A 24,249-nucleotide genomic window follows, 5' to 3' on the forward strand; every position below is an offset into this window, starting at 1 on the left:
CAAATATAGCTATTAAGACTCATACTGAATAAGCGCCGCGCGTTGCCGTTTTAAATAAAGCTTCTTAATTTTAGCCATGCATCATCACGAACAGCATTTACAAAGCACAGATACCATACGCGATATTGTTATTGGCATGTCCGACGGTTTAACCGTGCCTTTTGCTTTGGCGGCAGGTTTATCGGGCGCGGTTAGTTCATCGTCCATTGTTGTGGTTGCCGGTATAGCCGAAATTGTTGCCGGTTCCATTGCCATGGGATTAGGTGGCTTTTTGGCAGGCCGTACCGATGTTGACCATTACAACTCCGAACTGGCCCGCGAGTATGCCGAGGTGGAACGCATCCCCGAACAGGAAAAAGCTGAAGTAAAAGAAGTATTCGCCGGTTTTGGCATGTCCGAAGCGCTGCAAAATGAAATAGCCGACGAGATGGCTAAAGACAAGGACAAGTGGGTCGACTTTATGATGCGTTTTGAGCTCGGCCTCGAAAAACCCGAAGCCAACCGCGCAGCCAAGAGTGCCTTTACCATTGGGGTATCATATATTGTTGGTGGTATAATTCCTTTATCGCCATATTTTTTTATCAATAATTCACAACAAGCACTATACTACTCATGCGGCGTAACCCTCATCTGTTTATTTATATTCGGCTTCTTTAAAAGCAAAGTAACAGGCCAGCCACCGGTTACAGGTGCGTTAAAAGTAGTGGTTATTGGTGCTTTGGCAGCAGCAGCGGCATTTTTAGTAGCCAGGATGATAAACGCGAAGTGAGCTGAAAGCTTAAGGCACAAAGCTAAAGGCTTTTTATATTGACGTTGTTCATTTCGCTTTAAGCCTTATGCTTTCCGCTTTAAGCTCAAAATACAAAGCTTTTACATAGATGATTTTAACCCGCTTTAAGCTTTATGCTTTCGGCTTTAAGCTCAAAATTTAATAAACTTATCTAACTGCTCGTTCACAAATTTAAGGGTGTCTTCTTTAAACAAGTCGGCGTCGGCATCCAACTCCTCCTTTACGTTGGTGATGTGAATCTTCAACGGCATCACATGCAAATTCATGTAATTGCAAACACCTGTAAAATGGTCGATTCCCCTGATATTGCCGTATTTGCCCGATGATATGCCCACCAAAGCAGACTTCTTATCATAAAAACTGCCCGGAAAATCGCAGGCATCTATAAATACCTTTAACACCCCCGGAAAACTGCCGTTATATTCAGGTATCACAAAAATAAACTTGCTGGTATCGGTTATTTGTTGTTGAATCTTTTGGAAGGCCACACTGCGCTTGCCAAATTGGTCGCTAACGATGACATCGTCGGGCAGCTCCGTCAGCGAAAGCACATGGGCGGTAACCCCTTTTTGCTCCAATAATTTTTGATAATACTTTGCAACCTTTAACGTCGAACTTTTGGGCCTGTTGGTGCCCGCAATAATAGTAACCATTTGTGTAAACTATGTTAGTATTTAGCTAAAGGTTTCGATTGCCTGATTAGATAATTTTGTATCTTTAGCCCGGATAAAAGACTCCGAAAAATAGACTCCCCTGTTTATTTTCCGGCACAAAGATACAGCCTTTTCCGCGTTTAAATTAATTACACACAATGAGTAAAATTATTGCTTTAGCCAATCAAAAGGGCGGTGTTGGTAAAACTACATCATCTATAAACCTCGCTGCCAGCCTGGCCGTGTTGGAGTATAAAACTTTATTGGTTGATGCCGACCCCCAGGCCAATTCAACGTCGGGCATCGGGTTCGATCCGCGTACCATTAAGAACAGCATTTACGAGTGCATTATCAATGATATTGACCCGCGTGAAGCTATTCAAAAAACAGAAACGCCAAACCTCGACCTGTTGCCCGCCCACATCGACCTGGTAGGTGCCGAGATAGAAATGATCAACCTTACCAACCGCGAATACAAAATGAAGGCGGTGCTGGATATGGTAAGGGACGATTATGACTTTATCATCATCGATTGCTCCCCGTCATTGGGTTTGATTACGATTAATGCCTTATCGGCTGCCGATTCGGTGATCATACCCGTGCAATGCGAATACTTCGCGTTAGAAGGTTTGGGCAAATTATTGAATACCATTAAAATAGTTCAAAACAGGTTGAACCCGGATTTGGAGATAGAAGGTATTTTGCTCACCATGTACGATGTGCGCCTGCGCTTGTCCAATCAGGTGGTTGAAGAAGTAAAAACACATTTCGAGAACCTCGTTTTCGAAACCATTATACAACGCAATACCCGCTTAAGCGAAGCCCCGAGTTTTGGGGTATCGGTCATCATGCACGATGCCAACAGCAAGGGCGCTATCAATTACCTTAACCTTGCCCGCGAAATAGTGCGTAATAACGGCCTCGTTAAAGCCGAGGATAACGTTACTACCCAAATTGTAGAATAAAGAATAGATGAGTTCAGAAAAAAGAAACGCGTTAGGCCGTGGCTTGGGTGCATTGTTAAACGATGATAATGTTGGTACAGCTCCTGCTAATACCGGCAGAGGTGTTGCCGGTAATCCAAACCCAACTGTAAATGAATTGGGCTCGGTTAACGAAATCAGGATAAGTGAGATTGAAGTAAACCCTTTTCAACCCCGTACCGAATTTGATGAGATGGCCTTGGGCGAGTTGGCCGACTCAATCAAACTGCAGGGCTTGATACAGCCCATCACGGTACGTAAAGTAAGTGCTAACAAATACCAGCTCATATCGGGCGAGCGCCGTTTACGCGCGTCAAAAATAGCGGGCCTGACACAAATACCGGCTTATATCCGCACCGCCAACGATCAGCAGATGCTCGAAATGGCGCTGATCGAGAACATACAACGACAAGACCTGAACGCCATTGAGGTAGCCTTAAGCTTTCAGCGTATGATGGAAGAGTGCAACCTGAAACAGGAAGAGCTTGGCGACCGTGTAAGCAAAAACCGTTCTACCGTTACCAACTACCTGCGTTTGTTGAAATTGCCGCCCGGTATACAGGCTTCCATCCGCGATGGGCAGATCAGTATGGGCCATGCAAAAGCACTCATCACAATAAATGACCCTGCCGCGCAGTTATATCTCCACAAACAGATCATCCAAAATGGCTTGTCGGTACGTAAAGTTGAAGAGATGGCCCGCCATCTGCAACGTGCTGTACCAAGAAAAGAAGGCAAAAAGCCGGAACCATTATCGTTCCAGGTGCAAAAAATTCAGGATGATCTGGCTTCCAAATTTGGGGCGCGTGTAAAATTGAAGTTGGATGATGATGGCAAAGGCGCGATTGAAATACCGTTTTTATCGCAAGACGACCTTGGCCGCATCCTCGAAATGCTGGATTGGTAAACATGTATAGGTATCTGTTCTTGTTCATATTTTTATTGGTTTGCTCATCCGCGAAAGCGCAGGTGCCCGACACATTGTTGCATCAAAATAAAAAAGCGGAACAGCAGCGTAAAAAAGATTCCGTAACCTCAAAACCATTCAAACCAAAAATAAAAAAAGACCTTGCCGATCATCCCGACAGCACGCATAGCCCGCACACGGCCGTGATGCGTTCGCTTATATTTCCGGGTTGGGGACAAATTTACAACAGACATGGCTTGTGGTGGCGCCTGCCGGCATTGTATGGCGGCCTTACGGCACTGGTTATCAATTTAATATCGAACGGACGCGACTATAATCTTTTTTTGGCGGAGTCGCAATGGCGCGAGTATGGCGAGCAAGGACCGGAACCAATAAAGAGCTATCAGGGCAGTAGTATAATCAATATCCCAAACCAAACCATATACGACTATAAAGATCAGCTAAGGCGCAACCGTGACCTTTCCGCCTTTGGTATTGTAGGTGTATGGGGCATTAACATGGTAGATGCTTATGTGGAAGCCAAATTTATCCATTCTTATAGTATGGACGATAACCTGAGTTTTAAAGTTACGCCAACAATGATAAATCAGCCTGTTTTGGCTTCAAATTTTAATACTACATTTACGCCCGGTTTAAAAATTACGTTTTTATTAAAATGAAGATCGCTTTATTAGGATACGGTAAAATGGGCAAGATGATCGAGAAGATCGCTACCGACCGCCATCATCAAATCGTTTTAACAATCGACCACGATAATTTGGACGACCTGACCGTCGAAAATCTGCAAAAAGCCGATGTAGCCATCGAGTTCAGCACGCCCGACACGGTTTTGGGCAACATCAAAAAATGCTTTGAAGCCGGTGTGCCCATTGTGGTAGGTACTACCGGTTGGTACGGCCAACTCCAACAAATAAAAGATAGCTGTTTGGACAGTAACAACGCGCTCATCTATGCGTCTAACTTTAGCGTGGGGGTAAACGTGTTTTTCCACGTAAACGAAGTGCTGGCCAAATTGATGAATAAATACCCGTACTACGATGTACAGGTTGAGGAGATACACCATACCCAAAAGCTCGATTCGCCAAGCGGTACAGCCATGACGATAGCCGAGGGTATAATCGACAATCTCGATACCAAAAACGAATGGGTAAACACGCTGGATAAGAACGATAACAGCGATATATTGGACCAATTAAAACCTGATCAATTACTCATCGAATCGTTGCGGATAGATAGCGTGCCCGGCACCCATACCGTAATATACGATTCGGAAATTGATACCATCGAATTTAAACATACCGCGCATAACCGCTCGGGCTTTGCACTTGGTGCTGTACTGGCCGCCGAATGGATACAAGGTAAAAAAGGATTTTTTACTGCAAAGGATATGTTTAATTTTGACGCTAAGTGATTTATAAATAATTAAGAAACAATATTGTGAATATAGTAGGATTTATTTTAGCATTTATATTGCTCTACGCACTCCCGTGCTTCGGTTTATGGAAACTATTCGAAAAAGCCAATAAACCGGGCTGGTTGGCCATTATACCGCTGGTCAATTTCTATATCATGATAGAAATAAGCGAGAAGCCAAAGTGGTGGATCATACTCATGCTTATCCCGGGCATAAATTTGCTGTTCGCTATTGGCATAGCTATCGATTTTTTTAAATGCTATGGGAAATTCAAACTGTCTGAATGGGCAGCCGGAATAATATTTGGTTTCTACTTTTTACCAAAATGGGGCACAGACAAAGAAACCAAATTTATTGGGGCATCATGCAACCCTGAGTTTAAAGAAAAACATAAGGCTCATCTAAAAAAATCATCCGGACAGGAGTGGACTGAGGCTATCATTTTCGCGGTCATCGCTGCTACTCTCATACGTTCCTTCTTCATCGAAGCCTATACCATCCCAACACCATCCATGGAGCGCTCGCTGTTAGTTGGCGACTTTCTGTTTGTGAGCAAGGTAAACTACGGCCCGCGCACACCCATGACGCCTATCGCCTTTCCGTTTGCACACCATACCATGCCTTTGCTAAATACCAAGGCCTATTGGGATGGCTGGGAACTGCCTTACCACCGTTTACCGGGACTTAGCGAAGTTAAACGCGGCGATGTGGTAGTATTTAACTACCCCATGGATGCCGACTCACCGTTGTACCGCCCGGTAGATAAGCGCGAAAACTATATCAAACGCTGTCAGGGCATTCCCGGCGATACCTTGAAAGTAGTAGGGGCGCAGGTGTATGTAAATGGCAAGGCCGCGCCAAACCCACCCGGCGAACAAATGAATTATGATATCGCTACAAAAACCGAAGAGCAGATCAACTCCAAAGTAAACGAGGAGCTTAAAATCACTTTTTATGATCAGGTTCCCGGCGCCAGCATGACGCAGGAATCGGCAAATACATTAAGGGGCTATTCGTATATCAAGTCGGTTTCACCAAAAATAACACAGGGCTATGCCGACGACCCGATGTACCCGGTATTTCCCGATAAATACCCTAAGTTTTACGTGCTGCATAAAATGCCCGATTACAAATGGAACGTAGATAACTTTGGGCCGATAATTGTACCCAAAGCCGGTTGGACAGTAAAACTGGATAGCCTTACCTTACCTGTTTATGGCCGCTGCATTGAAGTGTACGAAGGCAATAAGCTGGTGATAAAAGGCAACGATATTTTCATAAACGGCGTTAAAACCGATACCTACACCTTTAAAATGAACTATTACTGGATGATGGGCGATAACCGCCACGACAGTGAAGACTCACGCTTCTGGGGCTTCGTTCCCGAAGATCATATTGTTGGAAAGGCCCTCTTCATCTGGATGAGTTGGGACGATAACGGCGGTTTCCTCAACAAAATACGCTGGAGCAGGCTGTTCAGGGGGATACATTGATAAGGGAAGATGTAAAATGTAAGATGGAAGATGTGTGAGGATATGCTCTTTTCACATCTTCCATTTTCCGTCTTCCCTCTTACATTAGTTTCTCTATCCCGAACCTTTCCGCCAGCACATTCAAATCCTTCACCACCGCGTTCACCAACGGGATGCCATTCTTTTTCCGCTCAATTTCGGCTTCCAGTTCAGGCTCGCCGGGGATGATGACGGGTTGGTTTGCATTAATCGGCTGCGCCGATTTAAAACGATGTATCCAGTTGTCCATATTGGCCTTAAACTCATCTATCGGCCTGAAGCCATCCACCCGCATCGCACCTAAAAAATGACCGATGCCCAAACCTACCGGGTCGTCGGGTGGATCCAAAAACGAAACGAAAGGCGGCACCCAAGGTCCATAATTAGCGCCCGAAAGCACTGCCGATAAAATATCCACTGTAGCGCTCAACCCAAAACCTTTATGGCTGCCATGTTCTCTGTCGCTGCCCAGGGGCAACAACGAACCGCCGGTTTTTAGCGCGTGCGGGTCGGTGGTAAAATTCCCCGATTTATCCTGTATCCAGCCTTCCGGCACGGGTTTGCCCGCGCGTTGGGCTATTTCCAGTTTGCCGTTGGCTGCCGCCGAAGTCGCCATATCTACCACCACGGGCGGGTACTTGCCCGCGGGGAAAGCGTAACATATCGGGTTTGTGCCCAGCATCCGCTCGTTCGAGAAGGTGGGCGCCACCAGCGGACTGGCATTCGTCATGGTATAGCCGATCATATCTTTTTCTACAGCTAACAAGGCATGGTAGCCCGCAATACCAAAATGGTTGGAATTGCGTATCGCTACCCATCCCGAGCCGTATTGCGCTGCCTTTTCCATCGCAACCTGCATGGCGAAGGGCGCTACCACCAAGCCCAGCCCGGCATCACCGTCAACCGTGGCCGTGGTAGGCGTCTCGTGTACTATTTTGATATCGGGTGTGGTATTGATGCGTTTCTTTTCCCAAAGGCGCACGTAGCCGCTTAAACGTGCCACACCATGCGAGTCGATGCCCCGCATATCGGCGCGTAGCAGCACATCGGCAGCCAAATGCGCATGCGCGTTGCTACAGCCCATGGCCAAAAATATTTCCTCCGTAAAAGTCCTTAATTCAGGTTCCGAAAAAGTCATGCGGCAAAGTTAGCTTTATGTTTTTCTCATGGGTATTTATAAGTGTTTTTTATTTTGTCATTGCGAGCGCGAGTGTGGCAATCCCTGCGGATAGGTCTCGAATTGATATTTCGGCACCATGTCGCTTCCACACCTTTCTCTGTGATTGCTTTGTACCTCGCAATGACAACCGCCAAAAACATGGGTATTTATGGGTATATTTCAAAGAACTTATTTTGCTTCCGGCTTCGTGCTTCAAGCTTCCCGCTTTCCAAAAAACAGGTAAAAACAGGTATTTTTAAAAAACTTTTCACTCTATTCACCGCTCACCATTCACAACTCGCTATTCCATACAATATAGCAAATTCTAACGAAATATCCAACTTTAAAACCTTCCAACATTTCAACTTTCAAACATTAATCCGTAAACTCGCTCAACAAATCACCACCCCATATGGAACCAATCACCGTACAAGCCACCGTAAACGCGCCCATCGAGATCGTATGGCAAATGTGGACGTTGCCCGAGCACATCACCCAATGGAACTTCGCCTCGCCCGACTGGCATTGCCCCGCCGCCACCAACGACCCGCGCACAGGCGGTAAGTTCAGCGCCACCATGGCCGCCAAAGATGGCAGCTTTAGCTTTGAGTTTGCCGGCGTGTACGATAAAGTGATCGACCATAAACTGATCACCTACAGCTTAGGCGATGGCCGCAAAGTCATCATCACCTTCGCGTCCGATGATGACGACCAAACCACCGTAACCGAAACCTTCGACCCGGAAACGCAAAATCCCATCGAAATGCAGCGCGGCGGCTGGCAGGCCATTATGGATAATTTTAAGAAGTATGTGGAGGAGAACTAACCACCGCGTCATTGCGAGGAACGAAGCAACCTCTGCACGATAGGTGGTCTACGATAGATATTATAAATCTGAACTAAATGGGGTCAATTTACTCTCTACAACAAAGCTTTAATGGTTTGTATGTTTTTTTTATCATCTAATGTTGTTAAATAATAGGCCATCTGAAAATATAATGCAATTCCTTCACCCGAAGATAAAATGCTCATGTCCTGATGTTCAGGGATATAAGATTTGTATATAGTCGAAAGGCTTGGATCTTTCAATATTTTATTCTCCAAAGCTTTCATGGCATTAACTGAATTGTCTGATTCAACAGGTTCAAAAATTAAACCCATAACAATATTAGTATTCTTTACAAAACGGTCAAGGAAAAGTGTTGCTTTGGGTGAGGTGAAATCGATCTTTTTGTTCTTTTTTATGTAAGCTTCGATTGAGCTATTAATATCGCCTGGAATGCTGGCATTTTTTTGGAATGTTCCAGTAACCTCTAAAAAGAATTTTTTATCATCCCACCTAACTTGACCATAAACTTCTTTTGAATAGATAATACATCCTAACCAAAGGAAGCTATCATTATTATGATCATATGTCCAACAGAAAGTCTTAGGTTTACCATCAAAATCATTAACCTGTGAAAAGCATAAACTACACTGTATAATCAACAGCGTAAAAATTAGAATTTTCAATGCCGTTTGAATTTTGTTTCCCATCTTTTTGATTTTAAAAATAATCATTACTTGATTCATTCCGCTTCCGCAATTAGCGCAGAGTAAATATAGTTAAATAACTATTCCGTAATCACCGCAAACTTAAATGCCAAAGGCTCAAATTTCTCTATCAGGTCATCGATCAGTTGCTGGCCGTAAGCCACATAAAACAACGCGATATTTTCACTCCGTTCCTGCAGGCCGCCATTGGGGAAGAGCTGGTTTTTGATATGTTCGATATGCGAAAGGCTCACCTCGTGCTTACGCTTTTCTGCTTTAAGCAACTTGCGCTCTAAGTTATCCATAGCGTGTTTTAAGCGCGACTGTATCGCCTCGGTTGATGGAGCCAATGTTGGGTCTATTTCAGCGGCACGCTGTTTCAGGCCATCAAAAATATGTTGCAGTTCAAACCACTCCTTGCTGATGCTCAGGTCAGTTTGGGTATGCTGTTTTACCCATTCGGTCTTTAACACCTCGGTGGGTTTAAACAGGTCGGCTATGCCAAAACCCGTCTTCTTCCATTTATCAGCCGACTTTTTATCTACGATCAACCCCGAGTTGCGCAAGATCAGTATCGGGAAATCAACCCCATAAAAATCGAAATTGGCTTTCAGCTCAAGCCAGTAAGCAAATTCGCCGCCACCGCCAATATAAGCCAGGTTGGGCAGCACCACTTCCTGGTAAAGCGGCCGCATCACCACATTCGGGCTAAACCTTTCGGGATGTTCATCTATCTCATCGCGCAGTTCCCGCTCGGTAAATTTGATGTCCGAATTTAAAACTGCGTACACGCCATGCTCAAAAACAATACGTTCGCGCAGGGTGTCGGTCAGGTAAAAGAAGTTGATCTCGCGTGGATTGACCTGTATATGCGCGCCTAACTTTTGCAGCGCGGGTATGGTACCCGATATATTTTTAAAACTATGCTGGCCTATAATGTCTTTTTCGATAATAGGCGCGAACTGTTTTTTCAATCGCGCATCATCCGCATCCAAAATCACCAAACCATATTGCCCGAACAGCGCGTTCACCAAATAGCGGGTGGCATCGGCCAGTTTATCAAATTTGGTATAGGCGGCCTCCACCAGTTCAGCTAATTCAGCGGCATTACCGCCCAGGCCTAAAATGCCTTTGTATTGGTTCAGCGCTTCGCGGATGCTTTTGGTGGATAAGCGGCCCGTCGCGCCAACAGCGTCCAGTTTCCACTCTATCTTTTTGCCGCCCGCGTTGGTATGGTTTATCTCGTCAAAGTCATGGTCCTCGGATGCCATCCAGTAAACCGGCACAAAGTTTTTAGCCGGAAAAGCCGCTTTCAGTTCCCGCGACAGCTTAATGGCCGTCACAATCTTAAAAACAAAATACAGCGGACCGGTAAATATATTGAGCTGGTGCCCCGTAGTAATAGTATAGGTGTTATCCAATTTAAGCAATTCAATATTGCTCCGAACTAAATTCGAAATTGAAAATTCGAAATCCGAAATCGAAGCGTACTGCTCTTTTAAAACATCAGCTAATACATTTCGGTCGGCATTGTATTTCCGCTCTTCAATTTGTTTGGCAAAACCGTCCAGACCAGGCCGGTTGTGGTAAAATGGTTGTAGGGCAGGGTCGTTATCCAGGTATTGTAAAATGGTTTTCGAAAAAAAACCGGTGTCCGAATAATTGATACAGTGGGCGTCCATCGGCTCAAATGTAAAAGCAATAAGTTAAAAACCCGTCAATTATAACTTATTTTACAATATTTCCATAAAGGTCAAAGTCCTCGGCGTTGTCGATCTTCACGTTCACAAAGCTGCCAACGGTGGCATATTGTGATGCAGCATCTATCAAAACCTCGTTATCCACCTCGGGCGAATCAAATTGTGTGCGGCCCACAAAGTAACCGCCATCCTTTTTATCGATGAGCACTTTATAGGTTTGGCCTATCTTTTCCTGGTTCTTATCAAACGATATACCTTGCTGAACTTCCATGATGGCGTCAACACGGTCTTGCTTTACTTGCTCGGGCACATCGTCAACCAAACTATGTGCATGTGTTTTTTCTTCATGCGAATAGGTAAAGCACCCCAAACGGTCGAAACGGGAATCTTCCACCCATTGCAGCATCTCTTCAAAATCCTGCTCCGTTTCGCCGGGATAGCCGGTGATGAGCGTGGTGCGCAAGGCGAGGTTAGGCACCTTATCGCGTATGGCATTCACCAGGTCGATAGTTTTTTGTTTTGTGATGCCACGGCGCATCGATTTCAGCATATCATCGCTGATGTGCTGCAAGGGCATATCCAAATATTTGCAAACGTTATCGCGCTCGTTAATCACGTCCAATATCTCCATCGGGAAGCCGGAAGGGTAGGCGTATTGCAAACGTATCCACTCGATACCGTTCACATCGCTTAAGCGGCGCAGTAACTCGTCCAGGTTACGTTTCCCGTAAAGGTCGAGGCCATAGTAGGTCAGGTCCTGGGCAATCAATATCAGTTCTTTTGTACCGTTCTTGGCCAAACTTTGCGCATTGCTCACCAATTGCTCCATCGGTGTGGAAGCATGTTTGCCCCGCATCAGCGGGATGGCACAGAAAGAGCAGGGGCGGTTACAACCCTCGGCAATTTTGAAGTACGCAAAGTGCGATGGGGTAGTGAGCAAACGTTCACCTATCAGTTCGTGCTTATAATCGGCGCCCACGCTGTGCAGTAAATTTTGCAGGTCGTTGGTACCAAAGTAATTATCGATGTTGGTAATTTCGGCCTCCAGCTCAGGTTTGTAACGTTCGGATAAGCAGCCGGTAACGATCACCTTGCCTACCTTACCTTGTTCCTTCAGCTCGCTGTATTGCAGTATGGTATCGATCGATTCCTGTTTGGCGTTATCAATAAAACCGCAGGTATTGATCACGATGATATCGTCGTTACGGAGGTTTTGATCCTCGTGCACCACATTAAAGGCATTGCCTTTCAGTTGGCCCATGAGTACTTCGGAGTCATAAATATTCTTCGAACAGCCAAGTGTGACAACATTGACACGAGGTTTGGCGGTTATTATAGGCTTACTTATGCTCTTAGTTTTCATGTTAATTCAATTATGTCATTGCGAGCGCAGCGCGGCAATCTCTGCGGATATTCGCGCCCTGCATAGTTCCAGACCTTTTTCAGTGATTGCCACGTCGTGCTGATAGAAGCACTCCTCGCAATGACATGTCGGAGATACGCAATGACGCTTTAATTATTTATTGATGTTTGAATAGACTGTCTACGAACGCCAGCCTATCAAACAATTGCAAATCATTCACCCCTTCACCAACCCCGATATACTTCACCGGTATTTTAAACTGATCCGATATACCAATTACCACACCACCCTTGGCCGTACCATCCAGCTTTGTGAGGGCCAAAGCATTCACATCGGTGGCCTGGGTAAACTGTTTGCATTGCTCAATAGCATTTTGCCCTGTCGAGGCATCCAATACCAATAATATCTCATGCGGCGCATCGGGCACTACCTTTTGCATCACATTTTTGATCTTGGTCAGCTCGTTCATCAGGTTTACCTTGTTGTGCAAACGGCCGGCGGTATCAATGATTGCCACGTCTTCGCCATTCGCCACCGCCGATTTCAAGGTATCAAAAGCTACCGATGCCGGGTCAGACCCCATAGGCTGTGCCACTACACGTACGCCAATGCGTTCGCCCCAAAGCTGTATCTGGTCCACCGCGGCCGCCCTAAAGGTATCGGCCGCGCCAATTACCACTTTATTGCCTGCCGCTTTTAGCTTATGCGCCAGTTTGCCAATGGTAGTAGTTTTACCCACACCATTAACACCCACCACCATGATGACGTAGGGTTTGTGGTTGCCATATTCAAAATTGTTGAAATCATTGCTGTTGTTTTCGGCCAGCAGTTCCTGTATTTCTTCGCGCAGCAGGTTGTTCAGTTCGGATGTGCCCAGGTATTTATCGCGGGCAACCCGGGCCTGTATGCGTTCGATGATCTTGAGGGTAGTAGCCACACCCACGTCGGAGGTAACCAATACTTCTTCCAAATCATCCAGCACATCATCGTCAACGGTGGATTTGCCTGCAACGGCCTTGGTAATTTTCGAAAAAAAGTTTTCCTTGGTTTTCTCCAAACCGGTATCCAGCGCTTCCTGCTCTTGCGGGCTGCTTTCCTTTTTCTTAAAAAAATCGAATAATCCCATCCGGATTGCAATTAACAAAAAAAGCCCTTCCTGTATAGCGGAACGGCTTTTGTATGTATTTAAAACAAATTATTATCCTTTTGTACCTTCAGCAATGGCATCTTTGATCAGGTCATTATGCACAATTACTTCTTTAAACGAGTAAGCACCTGTTTTTGGCGATTTTGCCATTGTGATAACTTTCGAGTATTCTTTACCTTTACCTGTATTCAGGGTTGCAACTACTTTCTTTGCCATTTCTTTGTTATGTTATTGTGTTATTGAGTTATTAGGTTATTGAGTTGTTAAAAAGATTGTTGCTGTATTAAAGGTGCAATAACTTAGTAACCAAATAACTTAATAACTAAGTTAACTACTTGATTTCCTTATGTACAGTAACTTTACGTAAAACCGGGTTGAATTTTTTCAATTCCAAACGCTCGGTGGTGTTTTTCTTGTTCTTGGTAGTGATGTAACGCGACATACCCGGCATACCGCTGGTTTTATGCTCTGTACACTCTAATATTACCTGAACCCTGTTGCCTTTCTTTGCCATTGCTTTGTTGTTATTTAGTTATTGGGTTATTTAGTTATCGGGTTATCAAGCTAAAAAAACTTAGTAACCAATAACTTAATAACTAAGTTATATAGAGCCTGTTTTAACAAATTTGTTGATACAGGCAGTGATACCGTTTTTGCTGATGGTTTTGATAGCAGCGGCAGATACTTTTAAAGTGATCCACTTATCTTCTTCCGGTATATAAAACTTTTTTGTTTGCAGGTTGGGATGAAACCTACGCTTTGTTTTAACGTTCGAGTTTGAAACGTTAAAGCCGTTCATCGAGCTTTTTCCTGTTAGATCACAAATTCTTGACATGACTAAATCAATTTTAATTAAACCCTTTTCCAAAAAGAGTTGGCAAATATCAGGAAATTAAGTTGAAAAGGCAATACCGTTTTCAAAATAATTTAAAAAAGATAAAAGAGGCTAATAATAGGTGATTTTGCGGGTGGTCGTGTCGGTTGATAGGCTCTGGATATTATATTCTTTGCCATTTGCAGTCGAATCGCCTTTCGGGTTATGATGGTTTGCAATCACGCTATCATATGAATCATAGAAAGTGCCATGCTGAATCCTTTTTATCCAATTATTGTGTGAGTCGAACTGCAGGTATTGATATTCAGTTTTACTAACCAAATCCCGGTCTTCTGAAAAGGTTGATTTTATTAAAAAGTGTTTTTCGTTGTAAGTGTATTTATCTATTAAAGATGCCCGGTGTGTGCAAAAGTCGCGTTTAGATTCTATCAAGTCTCCTTGATTGTTATATTTATTATGTCCTTTACAATGGTATGGGGTATCTGCTATTTTAGGGATAAAATCTGTTATACGACCGTTTTTGTCTATTAGCCATTCTGATTTTTGGTTATCGCCAGGGCTGCTCGGTATTATCGCAATCTTTAATCCGCTACGGTTATATATCGAAGTGTATGATGTTTTATATGTATCTATTACCACTCTTATCTGACCAAGTAAGGAGGACCTTATTCCAGGTTTGCTTCAAATCGCCTTTTTTATCAAAATCCGCTTTATAAATACTTGCTCCTGTTTGTTCAACAACTTCTTTTACGTTTCCATTTAACACATCAATGTCCAACAACAAGACTTTTTTCGCCGTCTGATTCCTGCACGAAACAAACAACACGACAGCCATCAACAAAATTTGGTTTAACTTCATATGTGTTAAAGTTACAATTTTTTATATACTCGTTTAGTGAGAAATTACTAATTTCAGCCTTTCCAAATTATACCTGTAATGAGCCTGAAAATATCCTCTTTCGAAGAATACGAACGCGTTTATAAACAAAGTGTCGAACAACCCGAGCAGTTTTGGGACGGCATTGCCGACACTTTTTTGTGGAAGAAAAAATGGGACAAAACCCTGGAGTGGAACTTTAAGGAACCTAACGTAAAATGGTTCCAGGGGGCAAAACTCAATATAACCGAGAACTGTTTGGACAGGCACCTCGAAAAGTCGGGTGATAAGCCCGCTATCATTTGGGAGCCTAACGACCCGAACGACGACCACCGCGTATTAACCTACCGCCAATTGCACGACAAAGTTTGCCAGTTTGCCAATGTGCTAAAAAACAACGGCGTTAAAAAAGGAGACCGTATCTGCATTTATATGCCCATGGTGCCCGAACTGGCCATAGCAGTTTTGGCTTGCGCGAGGATTGGTGCCATCCATTCCGTAGTGTTTGGTGGTTTTTCTGCCCAATCCATTGCCGACCGTATTTTGGACGCCACCTGCTCCTTAGTGATAACTGCCGACGGCGGTTTCCGCGGAGCTAAAGATATCCCCTTAAAAACCGTGATCGACGATGCCTTGGTACAATGCCCTTCGGTAAAAAAAGTAATTGTGCTCACCCGCAGCCGGACGGCTGTATCGATGATAAAAGGCCGTGACGTTTGGTGGGAAGATGAAGTGAAAAAAGTAGAAACGCAAGGCAACCTCACATTCGCCGCCGAGGAAATGGATGCCGAGGATATGTTGTTCATCTTATATACCTCCGGCTCAACCGGCAAACCAAAAGGCGTGGTACACACCTGCGGTGGCTACATGGTTTACGCAGGATACACTTTTGCCAACGTTTTCCAGTACAACCCCGGCGAAGTATATTTCTGTACAGCCGATATCGGCTGGATAACCGGGCACTCGTATATTGTATATGGCCCGCTATCACAAGGCGCAACCACCCTGATGTTTGAAGGTATACCAACCTACCCCGATGCCGGCCGTTTTTGGGACGTGGTGGACAAACATAAAGTAAACATCCTGTACACCGCGCCAACGGCCATCCGCTCGTTAATGAGTTTTGGCGACGATATGTTAAGAGGTAAAGACCTGAGCACCTTGACCAAATTAGGCTCAGTAGGCGAGCCGATAAACGAAGAAGCATGGCATTGGTTTGATGAAAAGATAGGCCACGGCCATTGCCCCATTGTGGATACCTGGTGGCAAACCGAAACCGGCGGCATCATGATATCGCCCATTGCCGGGGTTACCAAAACCAAACCAAGTTTTGCCACTTTACCCTTGCCGGGGATACAACCGTTATTGGTGGACGAGAACGGCAAGGAAATTACAGGTAACGGGGTAAGCGGTAACCTGTGCATCAAGTTCCCATGGCCGGGCATGATCCGCACCACCTACGGCGACCACGAACGTTGCCGTACTGCCTACTTTGCCACTTATGAAAACCTGTACTTTACAGGCGACGGCTGCTTGCGCGATGAGGATGGTTATTACCGCATTACCGGCCGTGTAGATGATGTATTGAACGTATCGGGCCACCGCATCGGCACCGCCGAAGTGGAGAACGCCATCAATATGCACTCCAGCGTGGTCGAATCGGCCGTGGTGGGTTACCCGCACGATATCAAGGGGCAAGGCGTATACGCCTTTGTGGTTTGCCCCGAAAAACATGGCGACGACGAACTGACCCGCAAGGATATCGCCATGACGGTTACCCGTATCATAGGCGCCATTGCCCGGCCGGATAAAATTCAGTTTGTTAGCGGTTTGCCGAAGACACGCTCGGGCAAAATAATGCGCCGCATATTGCGCAAAATAGCCGAAGGCGAAACATCAAATCTGGGTGATACCTCGACTTTGTTGGACCCGAATGTAGTAGAAGAGATAAAATCCGGCGCCTTGTAGTTCATTTTTTTATTGGTGAAAACCAAATCCATAATTAGATGTTTATTGAAGACATCTAACTATAAATACAATGGACTTACAGATCAAAGGAAAATGGAATGAGATAAAAGGAAAGGTTAAACAGGCTTACGGCAACCTGACCGATGACGACCTTACGCACGATGAGGGCAAAGAAGACGAACTGTTGGGCAAACTCCAGCAAAAAACCGGCAAAGGCCGCGATGAGTTGGTGAAATGGCTGAATAGCTTGTAAGATAGAATTTAAAGCGCCCTGATTACAGGGGCGCTTTTTTTAAGCGAAGATTTTTGCAAGGTCGAATACCAAACCTGGTAACAAAACAGAATTGAGCAATTGTGTTTTATTGGCTTTTTGTTTCAAAACATATACGCCGTTTTCTATAAAATGTATTTCAGCGTTTTCTTGTATCGGGTCGACAATGATGTATTCCTTTACTCCATATTTTTCGTAGATGTCTTTTTTTGATTTCAGGTCATAGTATGCGTTTGAAGGCGAAAGGATTTCTATAACTAAATCAGGCGCACCTTCAATGCGTTCTTTAACAAGGGCCGGTTTTCTTTCTTCCGAAACAAATAACAGATCAGGCTGATATACGTTACCATCGTCCAATTTTACATCCATTGGGGCGCAAAGCAATAAACCGTTATTGTTTGTTTGGTTCATATAAATTAAAAATGCCTGTAACAGTTTAACTATTACATTCTGATGTTGAATAGTGGGAGAGGGCGACATAATCAGATCATGGTGAATTAACTGAAAAGGTGCACCTTCTTCCAGCATCATATAATCCTGTACTGTGTATTTTTTCTTTTCAGTGGTAAGCATAATTCAAATATAACTAATTTCGCTCCAAATATGAAAACCAAACCCACCATTCTTGTTGTAAACGACGATGGCATTACCGCGCCGGGCATTAAAGCCCTGATGGATGCCATGCGCGATATTGGCCATGTTGTAGTTGTAGCGCCCGATAGCCCGCAGTCGGGTATGGGGCATGCCATTACCATTGGTAAACCATTACGTTTGGATAAGGTAGATATTTATCCCGGTATCGAAATGTACCGTTGCTCGGGCACCCCGGTTGATTGTGTGAAGCTGGCCGTTAACGTCATTTTTAAAGGTAAAAAGCCTGACCTGTGCGTTTCGGGCATCAACCACGGGTTGAACAACTCCATCAACGTATTGTACTCCGGCACCATGTCGGCAGCGGTTGAGGGGGCTATCGAAAGCATTCCGTCCATCGGTTTTTCGCTGGATGATTTTACCTTGCAGGCCGATTTTAGCCATTGTGTAAAATACATCAAAGAGTTGGCACTGCAGGTTTTACAGAACGGTTTACCAACGGCTACTTTATTGAATGTAAACTTCCCCAACACGGCGCACATCAAAGGCATCAAGATATGCCGCCAGGCCAATGCCAAGTGGGCTGAGGAATTTGATGAGCGCCTCGACCCGCACAAGCGCAGCTATTACTGGCTAACGGGCGTATTCCAAAACAACGACCAAGGAGAGGATACAGACGTTTGGGCGCTCGAACATAACTACGTTTCGGTAGTACCCGTACAGTTCGACCTGACCGCGCACCATGCCATACCCGTGCTAAACGGCTGGAAGTTTAACGTGTAATTATTGCTCCTTAATACTCAGCAGGTCAAAGTCAATCCCGCCGGGGTTGCCGGTCAGTCGGCAAATTAAAGGGAAATCGGGGTTGTTCAATACCCATATATGTACCTTGCCGTTCGCGGTGGCGGCATGTATCACGTCGGCTTCCTTATCGTTTATTTTGTATTTCAGGGTATCGGGCTTCGCATCAAACTTTCCTTTGTTTAGCATGAAAGTTTGATTTTTCACCAGGCTGTTGAACGAGTCTTTTGATATCACCATAATAGTTTCGTCATCACCCAGTTTTGTGGTGCCGTCTTGCGGTTCGGTAAGACGCATCTGAGTGCCGCTTTGAAAACCTGCCGGCGAGAGCTGGAATTTCCCCGTACCCAATCCCGGGATGGCCCAACGGAAAATTACAGGGTCGGTTACGGATTCCATGGTTAGCGTCAATGGTATCTGCTGACCGCTTGCTGTAGCCACAACATCGTAATTGATGACGGCGTTGACACCAATTTTGGGCACATACTTTTGCGCCATACCAGCGTTGGCAAATAACGCGGCAAACAGGATGAAGGTAATTTTTTTCATGTCCGAATATAAACCTTTTTATGATAGTAATATAATTCAAGACCGGGTTGCGCCGCATTTAACACGTAAAAAAGTGCCTGAAGCAGGCACTTTTTGCGTAAATGGAGTTAGTAGCCTTTATCCGGTATGGGTTCTGCCACCATGTTATTGCCCGCAAGGTCGTAATAGCTGCATAGCATGACTTCCGTATCTACCACCCATTTTTTAACGCCGGCGTCTGCTACTAATGCACAAAAAGTAAGGAAGTCTGTTTTACCCTGCTGGTGTTCGGCAATAATGTGCTGTACGGTGACAGGTGATGCCTGTGCCGAAATTGGTTTTTCACTGTAAACCGGGTCGCCGCTAATTTGGAACCCATTCGGCCCATGGTATACCGTCCGCCCGTCTTTTACCATAAAATCATAGTGTAACAAGCCTAATTGTTTAATCTCTTGTACATAAGCGGGGAAATCTACCCCGCTTTTTACCTTGGCGTGTGCCGCCTTCATTTGTTGTAGTGTGAACATCTTTTTAAATTTTGATATTCAAAGGTAGCCCGGCCGAGTGCCCCCCAATTGTAAAAATCCGTTTATTTTAAACCCTTCAGGTATTGTTCCGGGGTAACAGCGGCAAACTTTTTAAAGTCTTTGATAAAATGTGCCTGGTCATAAAATGCAGAAAGATAAGCAGCGTAACCCTCCTGCCCATTCTCCATTGCTTTAAGTACCTGGCGGGCACGGACAATGTTGGCGAATTTTTTAGGTGAGGCACCCACTTCCTGTCGGAATCGCTTTTCTAACGGACTGGCACTTGTGTGTAAAAGCGAAGCCAATTCGCTGATGCGGATAGTTCCTCCCGACCCGTGTATCAATTCCAGTGCCCGGCTGACCAGCAGATCCGGCGGCCGTTCCTCCAATTGGTCTATCAGGAACTGTTCAACAAGGCTGATGCGCGATACATCACTATCGGCAGCATCCAATCGTTCTTCCAGTTCGGCAAGCGAGGCGCGGGAAAAAAAATGTTCCAATGAAAGGCTTTCGCTGAAGAGTTGGTGGAGCGGTGTCCGCATAAACCTGGCCGCGCCATTTTCCCTGAAAACCACCAATACTGAACCCACACCCGCTGTGTTGAGGAATACCCGATAGGTATCTCTTAAACCTGTAATACCGGCGGTTGCCAGCGGGTTTTGCTTATCATCTTCTAAATACGACAGTTTGCCCCGATACTGAAAGCCGATAACCAAAGCCGTATCGGGTAAAACGCGGTAAGAGTTTTCCTGCTCATTTTCTGAAATGACCAAATGTTTAACGTAAGGCAACAAACGTTCACAAGGTAGATGAACCTGGAATTTCATACCTAAAGTTAATTATTATCAGGATAAGCTGCGTGGTAGATCATAAATAATTGCCAATAATTCAATAACTTCGGTACACCAATTACCTGCTGCATGAAAAGAAACTTACCGCTTTTGTTGCTATGCGCTTTGCTGATCGCTATGGCTCCGATCGATACCCCGAAAGAGATTCCTTTATGGCCTAAAGGCGCGCCCGGCAGCGAGGGTAAAACGGCACCCGAAAAAATAATAACCCTGCCCAATGGCGAGCACACAGTGTCGGGTGTAAATAACCCGTCCATCATACCCTATATTCCGGCTCCCGATAAGATGACCGGCGCGGCAGTAATTATAGCCCCGGGCGGTGGACATAAACTCATGTCGATTGACCATGAAGGTTACGCTGTAGCGGCCTGGCTGCAGGCACATGGTATCGCAGGTTTTGTGTTGAAATACCGTTTGGCAAAAGAAGACGGCTCAACCTACACCGTCGATGGTAATGCCGTACCCGATATGCAGCGGGCTATCCGTCTGGTACGTAGTCGCTCCAAAGAATGGGGTATTGATACCGCGAAGATTGGCGTAATGGGTTTCTCGGCCGGCGGAGAACTGGCCGGCCTCACCGCCATGCGTTACGACTATGGCCTGCCCAACCCGGCGGATGACGTGGATAAATTCAGTTCGCACCCTGCTTTTCAAATATTGATATACCCCGGTAATTCCAGCCGTTTCGAGGTAACCAAAAACCTGCCCCCTGTTTTCATCGCCTGCGGCTATAACGACAGGCCGGATATATCCGAATATATGCCGCAACTCTATCTCAAATACAAACAATTAGGCATCCCCGCCGAATTGCACATTTATTCGGGCGTGGGGCATGGCTTTGGTTTGCGGGCCAGCAACAAAGGCGCCGTAGGCCAATGGCCCGAGGAAGTTTTTGAGTGGATGAAGGACAGGAAGTTTGTGAAATAGTATTTATTAACATCGTTGTGATAAAATAATGCCTATTTTAGTAACGCCCTCGTAAAAACTACAAATAAAAACACGAGAGTTTAGTTATAACTAAACAAAAATGAGTACTTTTGCGTTAAAAGAATTTAATGACGTTATCGGTAAGATTAAATTTTTCAAACTTATTGAAAACAAAATTTGCTATTGGGATGAATTTTGCAAGGAGATTGAAAAGGATACTTCTTGGGAAGAACAACTCGTAAGTATCAAATCTCGAATGAATGACGTAGCCAATCTAAAAATGTTACCTGATAGTAAGTTTAAAAAAATAACACCTAATAAAGAACAAGTAGATGAATACGAGATTAAAACTCGTGATTTGAGGGTTTACTTGATAAAAAACGAAGATGGAAACATTGTCATACTTGGTGGTAAAAAAAACTCGCAAGTATCTGATATTAGAACTTTTAGGTCTATAAAAAAAGAATATTTAAAATTAAAAAATGACACGAGAAAAACTACTTAATCATCCTGCATATTGGTTTGAATATGCACAAAACGAGTTATTTCGGCAAGTTGAGGAGTATATGAAGAGAGAAAATATTAATAAAACTCAGCTTGCGGAAAGACTAAACGTATCAAAAGGATACATTTCTCAAATTTTAAATGGAAATTTTAATTACACAGTAAAAAAACTAATAGAAATATCATTAACAATAGGATTGGTTCCTAAAATACAATACATCCCTATTGAAAATGTTATTAATGAAGATGCAATATTAAAATCGTACTATGACCAAAATACTTCATTTTCATATAATATAATCCCAATAAACAGAGAATTGTCGACAATTAAATCCGATGACCTAAGCCAATTACCATACCATATAGACTATTTATGTCAAGAAACACAGGGGGCAACATCTAAAATATCTTCAGGAAACACAATAAGCAAAAGTTTACAATACGCATAGCAATGGAAGGTCAACCAGTTTTATTTGAATTTGGAATATTGCGAATACTTGATTGTGGATTTGCCATAAATGAACAAGTAGATATCGTAGAAAATGAACCAGTGAATATAGGTTATGGGATGAATTTTGTTTACAATAGTTCAGAAAATTGGGTGGAATTTGTAGTAAAAGCAGAATACAGAGATATTAAGACACAGGCTATGTTTATATCAGGAAGTACTCTTACAAGGTTTAATGTTATAAATATGTCTCGATATCTTGACGAAAACAAGCAAGTTATATTTCCAGAGACGTCTTTAGAGACACTATTTGGTATTGCATTTGGTCATATGCGAGCTATCTTGTCTAAAAATGTAACGGGAAGTAAATATGGTAACATTGTTGTACCACCTATCGATCCTATATCATTATTTAATGACCTCTTAAAAATGCAAATTGAGCAATTGAAAGAGATGTTGAAAAAACAAAACGAAACGAAGGATCAAGAAACAAAAGTCTAATACTCGCTTGTCCCAACTCATATAGAGCCACTTTTTTTATTCCGATAGCATTCCCTATTTTAGGAGCTATGTCTGCTCGTAAAAAACTAAGGCTGCTGCAACTGGCTGCCATTATCTTTTTAACCGTTTCGGGCGGGCCTTATGGTTTGGAGCCTTTACTCGGTTACGCGGGCAGAAATGGTTCGCTGTTATTGTTGCTGGTTACGCCACTGTTGTGGGATATCCCCGCCGTGCTCACCGTGTTGGAACTCAACAGCATGATGCCCGTAACCGGGGGCTACTACCAATGGGTAAAACGCGCACTCGGCCTGCGCTTCGCGTTGTACGAGGGTTGGTGGACCTGGCTCTACACCTTCGTCGACCTGGCCATATACCCCGTTCTGTTTGTCGAGTATGCCGCTTTCTTTTTCCCCGAGATACATCCTTACAAAATACCCATTTGCCTGTGCCTGGTTTGGGGTTGTGCCATCCTCAATATTTTGGGCATTGTGCCTGTGGGCAAAACGGCCATTGTTTTGGGCTTTTTGGTGCTGAGCCCCTTTGCGGTATTGTTTGCCATCGCGTTGTACCGTCATGGCGGTATGTATGCTATACCGGCTTTCTCGTTAAAAGGCATTGGCTTTTCCTCGCTGGGTATGGGCCTGTACACCGTAATGTGGAACTTTTTGGGCTGGGACAATGCCACAACCTACGCCGAAGAAGTGGAGAATCCTGTTAAAAGTTACCTCTACTCCGTCGGGATAGCCTTTGTGGTGGTGATGGTCGTTTATTTCTTTATTGTTTTGATATCGGTACAGTCGGGCATGGGTTTGCAGGGTATCGTTAGCGATACTTTCTCGTCCCTCGGGTCATTTATCGGCGGTAAATGGCTGGGTGCTTTTGTGGCCTTTGGTGGTTTGGCCAGTACGTTTGGTATTTACTCTTCGGTGCTGCTCTCGGTTTCGCGCGTGCCCAAAGTAATGGCCGATGACGGCTTTTTGCCGCGTCACCTCAACAAAATGCACCTCAAGTACAATACGCCTTATGTCTCCATCATCACCTGTTCGCTGGTGGTGAGCGTCATGGTTATCTTCACTTTCGGCGAATTGATCATCATGGATGTAACGCTGTACGGCGCAGGTTTGCTATTGGAGTTTGTCTCGCTCATCGTTTTGCGCTTGAAATTTCCTGATGAGCACCGTCCTTTTAAAATACCCTTAAATGTGTTTGGCTTGTGCGGGATGATATTATTGCCCCTGAGCGTTTATAGTATTGCCATGGCCGGGGCTTTCGCCTCGTCAGAAGCGGTTTATACGCCGTTAGTTGGTGCCTTGGTAGTGATGGTTTTGGCCGAAGTGTTATGGCAGGTTTACCGTTGGAGCACGCGCCGCAACCGCCTTGTGTAAAAACCTCTCTACAAACTATAACAATCGATTGTTAATGCGTTAATTTACAATCAT

The 24,249-nt window shown here is 44.5% G+C and carries 30 protein-coding genes; 15 read left to right on the forward strand and 15 right to left on the reverse strand.

What is annotated here, in order from left to right:
• The first annotated feature begins 76 nt into the window (after window positions 1-76).
• Window positions 77-769: a VIT1/CCC1 transporter family protein gene (locus QZX97_RS03405; protein ID WP_295653638.1), complete on the forward strand. Its 693-nt coding sequence runs from the start codon at window positions 77-79 to the stop codon at window positions 767-769.
• 152 nt (window positions 770-921) lie between these two features.
• Here QZX97_RS03405 and QZX97_RS03410 read toward each other — a convergent pair whose 3' ends face one another.
• Window positions 922-1,443, reverse strand: coding sequence for an NAD(P)H-dependent oxidoreductase (locus QZX97_RS03410; RefSeq protein WP_295653640.1), 522 nt, complete (start codon window positions 1,441-1,443; stop codon window positions 922-924).
• A 158-nt stretch (window positions 1,444-1,601) separates the two neighbouring features.
• Between QZX97_RS03410 and QZX97_RS03415 the strand changes: the two genes are divergently transcribed.
• Genes QZX97_RS03415 through lepB form a run of 5 tightly spaced genes read left to right on the forward strand, consistent with a single transcriptional unit; the run spans window position 1,602 to window position 6,261 of the window.
• Complete coding sequence (locus tag QZX97_RS03415) at window positions 1,602-2,408, forward strand: AAA family ATPase (RefSeq protein ID WP_295653642.1); 807 nt, start codon at window positions 1,602-1,604, stop codon at window positions 2,406-2,408.
• Between the two features lie 7 nt (window positions 2,409-2,415).
• Entirely contained in the window at window positions 2,416-3,333 is a 918-nt protein-coding gene (locus QZX97_RS03420; protein ID WP_295653644.1) for a ParB/RepB/Spo0J family partition protein, read from the forward strand.
• Between the two features lie 2 nt (window positions 3,334-3,335).
• Window positions 3,336-4,013: a DUF5683 domain-containing protein gene (locus tag QZX97_RS03425; RefSeq protein ID WP_295653647.1), complete on the forward strand. Its 678-nt coding sequence runs from the start codon at window positions 3,336-3,338 to the stop codon at window positions 4,011-4,013.
• Entirely contained in the window at window positions 4,010-4,765 is a 756-nt protein-coding gene (gene dapB, locus QZX97_RS03430; RefSeq protein ID WP_295653649.1) for a 4-hydroxy-tetrahydrodipicolinate reductase, read from the forward strand. Before QZX97_RS03425 ends, dapB begins: the two co-directional genes overlap by 4 nt.
• Window positions 4,766-4,791: 26 nt before the next feature.
• Entirely contained in the window at window positions 4,792-6,261 is a 1,470-nt protein-coding gene (lepB, locus tag QZX97_RS03435; protein ID WP_295653651.1) for a signal peptidase I, read from the forward strand.
• A 79-nt stretch (window positions 6,262-6,340) separates the two neighbouring features.
• On the opposite strand, the gene QZX97_RS03440 is transcribed toward lepB, so the two are convergent.
• Window positions 6,341-7,417 carry an Ldh family oxidoreductase gene (locus QZX97_RS03440; protein WP_295653653.1) on the reverse strand — a complete coding sequence of 359 codons (1,077 nt, stop codon included), beginning with the start codon at window positions 7,415-7,417 and terminating at the stop codon, window positions 6,341-6,343.
• Window positions 7,418-7,850: 433 nt separating this feature from the next.
• Here QZX97_RS03440 and QZX97_RS03445 point away from each other — a divergent pair, with 433 nt between their 5' ends.
• Window positions 7,851-8,264 carry an SRPBCC family protein gene (locus QZX97_RS03445; RefSeq protein ID WP_295664171.1) on the forward strand — a complete coding sequence of 138 codons (414 nt, stop codon included), beginning with the start codon at window positions 7,851-7,853 and terminating at the stop codon, window positions 8,262-8,264.
• 95 nt (window positions 8,265-8,359) lie between these two features.
• On the opposite strand, the gene QZX97_RS03450 is transcribed toward QZX97_RS03445, so the two are convergent.
• From QZX97_RS03450 to QZX97_RS03490, 9 genes are all read right to left on the reverse strand, one after another.
• On the reverse strand, window positions 8,360-9,010 hold the full coding sequence (locus tag QZX97_RS03450) for a hypothetical protein (RefSeq protein ID WP_295653657.1): 651 nt from the start codon (window positions 9,008-9,010) through the stop codon (window positions 8,360-8,362).
• Window positions 9,011-9,051: 41 nt separating this feature from the next.
• Complete coding sequence (gene bshC / locus QZX97_RS03455) at window positions 9,052-10,653, reverse strand: bacillithiol biosynthesis cysteine-adding enzyme BshC (protein ID WP_295653658.1); 1,602 nt, start codon at window positions 10,651-10,653, stop codon at window positions 9,052-9,054.
• A 46-nt stretch (window positions 10,654-10,699) separates the two neighbouring features.
• Window positions 10,700-12,034, reverse strand: a complete 1,335-nt coding sequence (rimO, locus tag QZX97_RS03460) for a 30S ribosomal protein S12 methylthiotransferase RimO (RefSeq protein WP_295653661.1) — start codon at window positions 12,032-12,034, stop codon at window positions 10,700-10,702.
• A 157-nt stretch (window positions 12,035-12,191) separates the two neighbouring features.
• Window positions 12,192-13,160, reverse strand: a complete 969-nt coding sequence (gene ftsY / locus QZX97_RS03465; protein WP_295653662.1) for a signal recognition particle-docking protein FtsY — start codon at window positions 13,158-13,160, stop codon at window positions 12,192-12,194.
• A 72-nt stretch (window positions 13,161-13,232) separates the two neighbouring features.
• Window positions 13,233-13,397, reverse strand: a complete 165-nt coding sequence (locus QZX97_RS03470) for a DUF4295 domain-containing protein (RefSeq protein ID WP_295653664.1) — start codon at window positions 13,395-13,397, stop codon at window positions 13,233-13,235.
• Between the two features lie 115 nt (window positions 13,398-13,512).
• The gene (gene rpmG, locus QZX97_RS03475; RefSeq protein WP_022830075.1) at window positions 13,513-13,695 is read right to left on the reverse strand and encodes a 50S ribosomal protein L33; all 183 of its coding nucleotides are present in this window, start codon (window positions 13,693-13,695) and stop codon (window positions 13,513-13,515) included.
• Window positions 13,696-13,782: 87 nt separating this feature from the next.
• A complete protein-coding gene (gene rpmB / locus QZX97_RS03480; RefSeq protein WP_219489437.1) occupies window positions 13,783-14,016 on the reverse strand; it encodes a 50S ribosomal protein L28 in 234 nt (77 codons plus the stop codon).
• A gap of 111 nt (window positions 14,017-14,127) precedes the next feature.
• Window positions 14,128-14,448 carry a hypothetical protein gene (locus tag QZX97_RS03485; protein WP_295653665.1) on the reverse strand — a complete coding sequence of 107 codons (321 nt, stop codon included), beginning with the start codon at window positions 14,446-14,448 and terminating at the stop codon, window positions 14,128-14,130.
• Window positions 14,449-14,635: 187 nt separating this feature from the next.
• Complete coding sequence (locus QZX97_RS03490; RefSeq protein ID WP_295653666.1) at window positions 14,636-14,875, reverse strand: hypothetical protein; 240 nt, start codon at window positions 14,873-14,875, stop codon at window positions 14,636-14,638.
• Window positions 14,876-14,953: 78 nt separating this feature from the next.
• Here QZX97_RS03490 and acs point away from each other — a divergent pair, with 78 nt between their 5' ends.
• On the forward strand, window positions 14,954-16,861 hold the full coding sequence (acs, locus tag QZX97_RS03495) for an acetate--CoA ligase (RefSeq protein ID WP_295653668.1): 1,908 nt from the start codon (window positions 14,954-14,956) through the stop codon (window positions 16,859-16,861).
• Window positions 16,862-16,931: 70 nt separating this feature from the next.
• Entirely contained in the window at window positions 16,932-17,114 is a 183-nt protein-coding gene (locus QZX97_RS03500; RefSeq protein ID WP_295653669.1) for a CsbD family protein, read from the forward strand.
• A gap of 39 nt (window positions 17,115-17,153) precedes the next feature.
• Here QZX97_RS03500 and QZX97_RS03505 read toward each other — a convergent pair whose 3' ends face one another.
• On the reverse strand, window positions 17,154-17,705 hold the full coding sequence (locus QZX97_RS03505; RefSeq protein WP_295653671.1) for a Uma2 family endonuclease: 552 nt from the start codon (window positions 17,703-17,705) through the stop codon (window positions 17,154-17,156).
• Window positions 17,706-17,735: 30 nt separating this feature from the next.
• Between QZX97_RS03505 and surE the strand changes: the two genes are divergently transcribed.
• Window positions 17,736-18,506, forward strand: coding sequence for a 5'/3'-nucleotidase SurE (gene surE, locus QZX97_RS03510; RefSeq protein WP_295653673.1), 771 nt, complete (start codon window positions 17,736-17,738; stop codon window positions 18,504-18,506).
• Here surE and QZX97_RS03515 read toward each other — a convergent pair whose 3' ends face one another.
• The 3 genes from QZX97_RS03515 to QZX97_RS03525 all read right to left on the reverse strand — a co-directional run bounded on the left by QZX97_RS03515 (window position 18,507) and on the right by QZX97_RS03525 (window position 20,406).
• Window positions 18,507-19,073: a hypothetical protein gene (locus QZX97_RS03515; protein WP_295653675.1), complete on the reverse strand. Its 567-nt coding sequence runs from the start codon at window positions 19,071-19,073 to the stop codon at window positions 18,507-18,509.
• Between the two features lie 107 nt (window positions 19,074-19,180).
• Window positions 19,181-19,579, reverse strand: coding sequence for a DUF1398 family protein (locus QZX97_RS03520; RefSeq protein WP_295653676.1), 399 nt, complete (start codon window positions 19,577-19,579; stop codon window positions 19,181-19,183).
• 62 nt (window positions 19,580-19,641) lie between these two features.
• Window positions 19,642-20,406: a helix-turn-helix domain-containing protein gene (locus tag QZX97_RS03525; RefSeq protein WP_295653678.1), complete on the reverse strand. Its 765-nt coding sequence runs from the start codon at window positions 20,404-20,406 to the stop codon at window positions 19,642-19,644.
• A 93-nt stretch (window positions 20,407-20,499) separates the two neighbouring features.
• On the opposite strand from QZX97_RS03525, the gene QZX97_RS03530 reads away from it, so the two are divergent.
• The 5 genes from QZX97_RS03530 to QZX97_RS03550 all read left to right on the forward strand — a co-directional run bounded on the left by QZX97_RS03530 (window position 20,500) and on the right by QZX97_RS03550 (window position 24,195).
• Complete coding sequence (locus QZX97_RS03530; RefSeq protein WP_295653680.1) at window positions 20,500-21,357, forward strand: alpha/beta hydrolase; 858 nt, start codon at window positions 20,500-20,502, stop codon at window positions 21,355-21,357.
• A 100-nt stretch (window positions 21,358-21,457) separates the two neighbouring features.
• On the forward strand, window positions 21,458-21,862 hold the full coding sequence (locus QZX97_RS03535) for a hypothetical protein (protein ID WP_295653683.1): 405 nt from the start codon (window positions 21,458-21,460) through the stop codon (window positions 21,860-21,862).
• Complete coding sequence (locus QZX97_RS03540) at window positions 21,840-22,310, forward strand: helix-turn-helix transcriptional regulator (RefSeq protein WP_295653686.1); 471 nt, start codon at window positions 21,840-21,842, stop codon at window positions 22,308-22,310. The genes QZX97_RS03535 and QZX97_RS03540 overlap by 23 nt, the downstream gene beginning before the upstream one ends.
• 2 nt (window positions 22,311-22,312) lie before the next feature.
• Complete coding sequence (locus QZX97_RS03545) at window positions 22,313-22,810, forward strand: hypothetical protein (RefSeq protein WP_295653688.1); 498 nt, start codon at window positions 22,313-22,315, stop codon at window positions 22,808-22,810.
• Window positions 22,811-22,878: 68 nt separating this feature from the next.
• Window positions 22,879-24,195: an APC family permease gene (locus QZX97_RS03550; protein WP_295664175.1), complete on the forward strand. Its 1,317-nt coding sequence runs from the start codon at window positions 22,879-22,881 to the stop codon at window positions 24,193-24,195.
• Window positions 24,196-24,249: the final 54 nt, after the last annotated feature.

The sequence above is a fragment of the uncultured Mucilaginibacter sp. genome, from assembly GCF_903893715.1.
Classification (GTDB): Bacteria; Bacteroidota; Bacteroidia; order Sphingobacteriales; family Sphingobacteriaceae; genus Mucilaginibacter.

What these genes read in the sequence shown, in the direction of transcription:
- QZX97_RS03525 (WP_295653678.1), bottom strand. Translation starts at nt 20,406, where the DNA reads ATGAAATTCCAGGTTCATCTACCTTGTGAACGTTTGTTGCCTTACGTT.
- QZX97_RS03490 (WP_295653666.1), bottom strand. Translation starts at nt 14,875, where the DNA reads ATGAAGTTAAACCAAATTTTGTTGATGGCTGTCGTGTTGTTTGTTTCG.
- QZX97_RS03545 (WP_295653688.1), top strand. Translation starts at nt 22,313, where the DNA reads ATGGAAGGTCAACCAGTTTTATTTGAATTTGGAATATTGCGAATACTT.
- QZX97_RS03420 (WP_295653644.1), top strand. Translation starts at nt 2,416, where the DNA reads ATGAGTTCAGAAAAAAGAAACGCGTTAGGCCGTGGCTTGGGTGCATTG.
- QZX97_RS03440 (WP_295653653.1), bottom strand. Translation starts at nt 7,417, where the DNA reads ATGACTTTTTCGGAACCTGAATTAAGGACTTTTACGGAGGAAATATTT.
- surE (WP_295653673.1), top strand. Translation starts at nt 17,736, where the DNA reads ATGAAAACCAAACCCACCATTCTTGTTGTAAACGACGATGGCATTACC.
- acs (WP_295653668.1), top strand. Translation starts at nt 14,954, where the DNA reads ATGAGCCTGAAAATATCCTCTTTCGAAGAATACGAACGCGTTTATAAA.
- QZX97_RS03500 (WP_295653669.1), top strand. Translation starts at nt 16,932, where the DNA reads ATGGACTTACAGATCAAAGGAAAATGGAATGAGATAAAAGGAAAGGTT.
- dapB (WP_295653649.1), top strand. Translation starts at nt 4,010, where the DNA reads ATGAAGATCGCTTTATTAGGATACGGTAAAATGGGCAAGATGATCGAG.
- rpmG (WP_022830075.1), bottom strand. Translation starts at nt 13,695, where the DNA reads ATGGCAAAGAAAGGCAACAGGGTTCAGGTAATATTAGAGTGTACAGAG.
- QZX97_RS03535 (WP_295653683.1), top strand. Translation starts at nt 21,458, where the DNA reads ATGAGTACTTTTGCGTTAAAAGAATTTAATGACGTTATCGGTAAGATT.
- bshC (WP_295653658.1), bottom strand. Translation starts at nt 10,653, where the DNA reads ATGGACGCCCACTGTATCAATTATTCGGACACCGGTTTTTTTTCGAAA.
- QZX97_RS03505 (WP_295653671.1), bottom strand. Translation starts at nt 17,705, where the DNA reads ATGCTTACCACTGAAAAGAAAAAATACACAGTACAGGATTATATGATG.
- ftsY (WP_295653662.1), bottom strand. Translation starts at nt 13,160, where the DNA reads ATGGGATTATTCGATTTTTTTAAGAAAAAGGAAAGCAGCCCGCAAGAG.
- QZX97_RS03410 (WP_295653640.1), bottom strand. Translation starts at nt 1,443, where the DNA reads ATGGTTACTATTATTGCGGGCACCAACAGGCCCAAAAGTTCGACGTTA.
- QZX97_RS03530 (WP_295653680.1), top strand. Translation starts at nt 20,500, where the DNA reads ATGAAAAGAAACTTACCGCTTTTGTTGCTATGCGCTTTGCTGATCGCT.
- QZX97_RS03515 (WP_295653675.1), bottom strand. Translation starts at nt 19,073, where the DNA reads ATGAAAAAAATTACCTTCATCCTGTTTGCCGCGTTATTTGCCAACGCT.
- QZX97_RS03445 (WP_295664171.1), top strand. Translation starts at nt 7,851, where the DNA reads ATGGAACCAATCACCGTACAAGCCACCGTAAACGCGCCCATCGAGATC.
- QZX97_RS03415 (WP_295653642.1), top strand. Translation starts at nt 1,602, where the DNA reads ATGAGTAAAATTATTGCTTTAGCCAATCAAAAGGGCGGTGTTGGTAAA.
- QZX97_RS03425 (WP_295653647.1), top strand. Translation starts at nt 3,336, where the DNA reads ATGTATAGGTATCTGTTCTTGTTCATATTTTTATTGGTTTGCTCATCC.
- QZX97_RS03470 (WP_295653664.1), bottom strand. Translation starts at nt 13,397, where the DNA reads ATGGCAAAGAAAGTAGTTGCAACCCTGAATACAGGTAAAGGTAAAGAA.
- QZX97_RS03540 (WP_295653686.1), top strand. Translation starts at nt 21,840, where the DNA reads ATGACACGAGAAAAACTACTTAATCATCCTGCATATTGGTTTGAATAT.
- QZX97_RS03405 (WP_295653638.1), top strand. Translation starts at nt 77, where the DNA reads ATGCATCATCACGAACAGCATTTACAAAGCACAGATACCATACGCGAT.
- QZX97_RS03550 (WP_295664175.1), top strand. Translation starts at nt 22,879, where the DNA reads ATGTCTGCTCGTAAAAAACTAAGGCTGCTGCAACTGGCTGCCATTATC.
- QZX97_RS03520 (WP_295653676.1), bottom strand. Translation starts at nt 19,579, where the DNA reads ATGTTCACACTACAACAAATGAAGGCGGCACACGCCAAGGTAAAAAGC.
- QZX97_RS03450 (WP_295653657.1), bottom strand. Translation starts at nt 9,010, where the DNA reads ATGAATCAAGTAATGATTATTTTTAAAATCAAAAAGATGGGAAACAAA.
- rimO (WP_295653661.1), bottom strand. Translation starts at nt 12,034, where the DNA reads ATGAAAACTAAGAGCATAAGTAAGCCTATAATAACCGCCAAACCTCGT.
- rpmB (WP_219489437.1), bottom strand. Translation starts at nt 14,016, where the DNA reads ATGTCAAGAATTTGTGATCTAACAGGAAAAAGCTCGATGAACGGCTTT.